Raw genomic sequence first — 782 nt, forward strand, 5'->3', positions numbered from 1 at the left:
CCATCGCAAATTCCGAGTGATGTGACGATACTGTGCAGCGCCTTTGCAAGTGCTACTGCTTCTTCGGCATTGCGCATATCCGGTTCGCTGACAATCTCGATTAGCGGAGTCCCGGCCCGATTAAGGTCTATGCCCGACATGCCATGATAGTCTTCATGTAGTGACTTGCCTGCATCTTCTTCAAGGTGTGCGTGATGGATACGGATATTCTTCTTCGTGCCGTCTTTTAATGTAATCTCAACCACGCCTGGGCCCACTATTGGCGCGTCTAGTTGCGTTGTCTGGTAGCCCTTTGGTAGATCAGGATAAAAATAGTTTTTGCGCTCGAAAACGCTTCTTTTGCATATCTCGGCATCAATCGCTAGGCCAAACATGGTGGCGTATCGAAAGGCCTGTTCATTCGGCACAGGAAGTGTACCAGGCAGGGCTAGATCTACGGCGCTAGCCTGTGTGTTTGGCTCGGCACCAAATGCGGTGGATGAGCCTGAAAAGATTTTTGATTTGGTTGCGAGCTGAACGTGTACTTCAAGCCCGATGACGGTTTCCCATTGCATAGTAGTCTCCTTGGCTTGTTACGCGCTTAGCTCGGTCAGTGAGTTTTCAGGACGAAGCTTGTGCCATTCCGTTTCCTGTTGGAATGCATAAGCAAGGTTAAGCATGCGCGCTTCGTCGAAGTAATTACCAAGCAACTGAAGGCCGCAAGGCAAGCCGTTAACCGGAGCGACAGGTAATGACATTGCAGGAATGCCTGCAAGATTTGCCGTGATGGTATAAACATCTTC

Annotated in this window: 2 pseudogenes; both read right to left on the reverse strand. The window is 49.9% G+C overall.

From position 1 onward, the window contains the following. A pseudogene (gatB, locus tag A3751_RS21120) lies at positions 1-554 on the reverse strand (Asp-tRNA(Asn)/Glu-tRNA(Gln) amidotransferase GatCAB subunit B); the annotation flags it as partial. Between the two features lie 18 nt (positions 555-572). Continuing rightward, positions 573-782: pseudogene (locus A3751_RS21125) on the reverse strand (amidase family protein); the annotation flags it as partial.

This window comes from Oleiphilus sp. HI0080 (assembly GCF_001635135.1).